6 protein-coding genes, 1 tRNA gene and 1 pseudogene are annotated in these 5213 nt (G+C 33.1%); 2 read left to right on the top strand and 6 right to left on the bottom strand.

Annotated features, from left to right (window positions below; translation table 11 throughout):
- Nucleotides 1–338 precede the first annotated feature (338 nt).
- Both ACKVOD_RS12645 and ACKVOD_RS12650 read left to right on the top strand, forming a co-directional pair.
- Nucleotides 339–521 carry a hypothetical protein gene (locus tag ACKVOD_RS12645; RefSeq protein WP_409209829.1) on the top strand — a complete coding sequence of 61 codons (183 nt, stop codon included), beginning with the start codon at nt 339–341 and terminating at the stop codon, nt 519–521.
- Nucleotides 522–560: 39 nt separating this feature from the next.
- A complete protein-coding gene (locus ACKVOD_RS12650; protein WP_409209830.1) occupies nt 561–737 on the top strand; it encodes a hypothetical protein in 177 nt (58 codons plus the stop codon).
- Between the two features lie 102 nt (nt 738–839).
- Here the strand turns inward: ACKVOD_RS12650 and ACKVOD_RS12655 are convergent.
- From ACKVOD_RS12655 to ACKVOD_RS12680, 6 genes and pseudogenes are all read right to left on the bottom strand, one after another.
- Nucleotides 840–1190, bottom strand: a pseudogene (locus ACKVOD_RS12655) (site-specific integrase); the annotation flags it as partial.
- A gap of 128 nt (nt 1191–1318) precedes the next feature.
- Nucleotides 1319–1403 (bottom strand) — tRNA-Ser (locus ACKVOD_RS12660).
- Between the two features lie 62 nt (nt 1404–1465).
- Nucleotides 1466–2494 (bottom strand): asparaginase, encoded by a 1029-nt coding sequence (locus ACKVOD_RS12665; protein WP_409209831.1) that lies wholly within the window; start codon nt 2492–2494, stop codon nt 1466–1468.
- Nucleotides 2484–3620 carry a 1-acyl-sn-glycerol-3-phosphate acyltransferase gene (locus tag ACKVOD_RS12670; protein WP_409209832.1) on the bottom strand — a complete coding sequence of 379 codons (1137 nt, stop codon included), beginning with the start codon at nt 3618–3620 and terminating at the stop codon, nt 2484–2486. The genes ACKVOD_RS12665 and ACKVOD_RS12670 overlap by 11 nt, the downstream gene beginning before the upstream one ends.
- 61 nt (nt 3621–3681) lie before the next feature.
- The gene (locus ACKVOD_RS12675; protein WP_409209834.1) at nt 3682–4449 is read right to left on the bottom strand and encodes a TatD family hydrolase; all 768 of its coding nucleotides are present in this window, start codon (nt 4447–4449) and stop codon (nt 3682–3684) included.
- A 122-nt stretch (nt 4450–4571) separates the two neighbouring features.
- Nucleotides 4572–5213: tetratricopeptide repeat protein (locus ACKVOD_RS12680; protein WP_409209833.1), on the bottom strand; the 642-nt coding region annotated here is incomplete at its 5' end.

Raw genomic sequence — 5213 nt, forward strand, 5'->3', positions numbered from 1 at the left:
CATAAAGTAATAAGTTAGGGACATAGCGGCATAAGTGGTCAAAAAAGTGCCTTTTTATGAAATAAAGGTCTAAATTTAAAAAGCTCGGTCTAATTAAAAAAGGAAATGATGCTTATTAAGTCTTTGCTACGAAGGAAGCAATCTCATGAAAAATATAACACATCCCTAAGCCCTATAATTCCATATAATATTAAATTTTGGAATCGTTGAATCTTCGATTTAAGAGGGGAATGCGTTCGTATTTTTTTCATAATCTAAAATTAAGTTTTTTATTCTTAACTTTTTATGAGGGTAAAGTTAGCATGTCAATTGACACCAATGATTATAAAGTGATAGGCATGGTAAAGTACTGTTTTATTGGCGACAATCAATTAAACTACATAAAATTGGACTTGTTTTATACTGATTCATTTATTGACGAAGCCTTATTAATTGATGGTTTGCGTTTGGCTAGCATTGAAGAAATAATAGCCATGAAACTTGATGTGATATTAAGAACAGGGAGGAAGAAGGATTTTTAGGATATACATGAATTAAAAGATAATTATTCAATTTCTGATATGTTTACCCTTCACGAAAAGCGGTATCCTTATACTCATAACAGAGCGACGTTAATAGGCAAGTTTAGGGGTTTTGAAAGTGCTGACGGTGATTTTGAACCTGATTGTCTAAGAGGCAAATATTGGGAATTTATAAAACTAGATTTACTAGATTTTATAAAAGATTTAGATAGTTAAAAACAGGTTGTGCAATACTCCCCATTTTATTTATAATCTGTATTGTTAGCCTATTTCTCGGTTATCATTTTATACTGAAATTACACTACTCTTTTTAAATTTTCATTTTAGAATCATCATATCCTCGCTGATTTTATTGTCAAATATTTTAGCATAGTGCTGCGTAGTTTTTAGGCTGGTGTATCCCAACATTTTGCTGACCGTTTCCAGAGGAACACCATTAGAAAGTGTTATGGTTGTGGCAAAAGTATGCCGGGCTATATGAAAAGTAAGGTCTTTGTTTATCTCCCACATATCTGCAATTTCTTTTAAATAAGCATTCATTTTTTGATTACTCAAAATAGGAAGAAGACGATCTTCATTGATGCAAACAGGATTTTTTTCGTACTTGTTGATGATTTCTTGAGCCATTGGCAATAATGGGATTTTGGATGTAGTGTCTGTGTTTTGGCGGATAGGCAATAGAAATCCAATATTCTTTCGATTTAGCACCTTGATTTATAATAAAGAATGAATCTTTTGAAAGTTTGTCCTGCTATAAAACAAAAAAAACTTCCTTTTCAGGAAGCATTCAATCTTTGCAGAGAGGAAGGGATTCGAACCCTCGATATGTTGCCATATACACGCTTTCCAAGCGTGCGCCTTCAGCCACTCGGCCACCTCTCTAATTTTATTTTGGTTTGCAAAGAACACGAAAAAAATTGAGTTTAGAAAGTAAAAAATCAATATTATATCATTTCTCCTCGTAAAGAAGTTTCAAATATTGTTTTAAAATCAGAAGATTCTATGTTTTGCTCTAAGAGGTACATCAATTTTGTTATGGCAGCTTCGGTAGTGATGTCTTTTCCTGAAATTACTCCTATTTCTTTCAAGGCTGAACTCGTCTCGTATTGCCCCATGCTCACACTCCCACCCGAACATTGAGTTACATTTACAATATGCAATCCAGTTGAAATAGCTTTTTTTAATGCCGTTAAAAACCAATCTTCCGTTGGTGCATTCCCTGATCCATAAGTTTCCAACACTAATCCTTCTAGTTTTGGAATATCCAGTATGGCTTCTAGAACCGTAGAACTTATACCGGGATACATTTTTAAAATAACAACATGATTATTCAAAAGCTTTTGAACTTTTAATCCTTCTAAACTTGTTTTTGGTAAAAATAATTCGGGAAAGCATTTTAAATGCACTCCAGATTCAATCAAAGTGGAATAATTGGGTGAGATAAAAGCATTGAAATCTTCAGCGTTAATTTTGGTGGTTCGATTGCCTCTGTATAATTTGTATTCAAAATAAAGACAGACTTCTTTAATTAATGCCTGACCATTATCTTGTAAAGAAGCAATTTGAATGGCGGTAATTAGATTTTCTTTAGCATCGGTTCTTAAATCACCTATTGGTAATTGTGACCCCGTAAATATGACAGGTTTTGATAAATTTTCGAGCATAAAACTCAATGCCGATGCGGAATAGGACATGGTGTCCGAACCATGAAGCACCACAAAACCATCAAAAACAGAATAATTATCTTCAATAATTGTTGCAATTTCTGCCCATTTCTCAGGATTCATATTAGACGAATCGATTGGATTTTCAAAAGAAATCGTTTCAATCTCACAATCCAATTGTTTCAATTCAGGTATTTTTTGCAATAATTTACTGAAATTAAAAGCTTTGAGTGCTCCAGTTTCAAAATCCTTCTTCATACCAATGGTTCCCCCAGTATAAATAAGAAGTATTTTGACTCTAGATGGCATTTTCATATTTCGATTTATTGAAAACAGGATTGGCATACATTGCCAGAAAACCTTGTAAAGCAAGTGGATTTTCGTGATCAATTCTCATCTCTAATCGACGTTCAAAAAGTGATTTCTCATTATCTAAGTACAAATGAGAATGTGTGCAAGTTTGATTTACGATGTCATAAGCAATATAATTAGTAGGCCAAAGTCTGTAATTGCTTAAAATGGAATCGTCTATGATTTGTGCCAACGCTTGAATTTGTCTATTTGAATTATCAAATTCAGATTTAATACTGTCTATTTCTTTATCCAAAACATCGCCTACATGAATATGAATTCTTCGTTTTGGACCCAAAACGCCTTGCATCAAAGTAACAAAATCTTCGTTTTTATCTTTTATATATGTTTCTTGATTCGCTTCGGCAAGAAGTTGAGGCATTTTCATAGCGTCGGTAGGGTCATATTCATAAGAAATAGAAACGGGAACTATTTTCATTTTCTTAAAATAATCCATTACCCCTATTTCGTCAGAACCCATACCAAGCATTTTTAAAACACCCGGATTAGTGGCATCATTTCCATCTTTCGTTCTTCCCTCTCGCTGGGCAATCCAAACAGAGCGATTCTCTCGAAGCAACAACTGTCCGATAAACTCAGATAACAACTTAGAACTTTCTAGCATTTCACGAGGCGATAAACCACGTTGCACTAAAAAATTCCGATTTAATTTGGCCAATGTTTTTATAAATGTTTTTGTTACCAAATTATCCCCAATTGCCGAAGCAGTCATGACCAATCCGTGTTTAAATAATGAGGCATTTAGTAAAGTTGTGTCCAATAGAATATCGCGATGATTCGAAATAAACAAATAGGAAGTGTTTTTTTCTAACTTTTCGAATCCCGAAGTAGTTAATCCTTCTGAAGTTTTTTCTAATACTTTTTGAACCGAATTATAAATAAAATTACATTGAAAATCTCGTATTGAATGGGTTTTTTTAAGTTGTTCTTTCCAGACAGCATCCTCCACTTCCGGAAAAGTGAAATTCATCAAGGCCTTCATCATAGGATGGTTTATGGAAGAGACAATGGCTTCATTAACTTCGGCGTCATAAAACGGACGAATCGCGTCAAATTTTGACATATAGCGTATATTTTTAATAACAAATAAACAAAAAAATTATAAAAAACAGGCAAATTTTGCATTAAATCCCAAAAACAGCTTTAGAATTTTCAGTAGTAATTCGAGTAATTTCTTCTTTGGATAAGTTATAAAGCAAAGCTAATTTATCGACAACATTTACTATATAGCTGCTTTCGTTACGTTTGCCTCGATAAGGAATGGGAGCCAAATAAGGCGAATCTGTTTCAAGGACAAGGTGACTCAAATCAATTTGATTCAGGAATTGGTCAATTTTTCCATTTTTAAAAGTCACCACTCCCCCTATTCCCAGTTTCATATTATAGGATATGGCTTGTAACGCTTGTTCGTAGGTTCCAGAAAAACAGTGAAAAATTCCAAACAAATCAGCTGATTTTTCAGACTCTAATATTTCGAAAATTTCGTCGAAAGCTTCACGACAATGAATAACTATAGGTAATTTATACTGTTTGGCTAATTGAATTTGCTTTCTAAAAGCTTCTTGTTGCTGAGTAAAATATATTTTATCCCAATATAAATCAATTCCTATTTCGCCAATGGCAAAAAATTTTCTTTTGGTTAGCTCTTCCTCCACATGCTGTAACTCTTGGAGGTAATTGTCTTTAACGTGCGTGGGATGTAAACCCATCATCAAAAACATATTTTTAGGATAAGCCGTTTCCAAATCATACATGTCCTGTGTAAAAGTAGAATCTATTGCAGGGATGAAGAATCGAGAAACCCCGGCATCAATAGCGCGCTGAATCATTTCGTTCCGATCTTCGTCAAAATCCTTGGAATATAAATGAGTGTGGGTATCGGTAATTGTCATTTTCAGTTTTATTTTTCGAATGGCAAAGATACAATCTTGCTCAAAAAAACGAACCATATAAGGCATATAAGGTCAGATAAGAAATTTATTCTAAAACTTAAATGACCTTATATGGTAAAAATTTAATCCAATTCATTCAACAATTGTTGCACTTGGTCGTAATCCTCAAAGTCATCAGGAATGGTCAATAGGATTTCTTTGCAGGATTTATACTCTTTCTGTTTCAATTTTGATAATGCTAAATACCAAATTGCCTTGTTTTTGAATATGGAGTTTCCTAATTTCAAATCCATTAACTGTATTTCAGCTTTTTGAAACTGATTGTCTTCAAGCAATGATATAGAATAAAACAATTGCATTTCTGGTGATTTTTTCTCCTTTAAAATCAATTCAAAATTAGCAACTGCTTCTTTATATTTTTTAGCATTAAAAGCATCTTGAGCCAATTTTAATTGAGTATCCTCATTACCCCTTTCGGTAAAATAAGCATTTTCATGTTGGTTATAATCCTCAAAATTGGGGTTATTATTTTGCATAAACACAAATAATCCTATCAAAATAGCGACTGAAGCTGCAACTGAATATTTCCAAGATCTTAAACTGATTACTTTAGCTTTCTTGGGTTTAAAATGTGTTGCTGCAATTGAATTTAAATTTTGTGTAAACGCACTTAAATCGGCGCTGTTTCCAAATTTATTAGACAAATGTTGATTGAGCTCCTCAAATATTTCAAATGATGAAGCTAGTTCTTTATCTTCTGACAA

This window comes from Flavobacterium sp. (assembly GCF_046155325.1).
Classification (GTDB): domain Bacteria; phylum Bacteroidota; class Bacteroidia; order Flavobacteriales; family Flavobacteriaceae; genus Flavobacterium.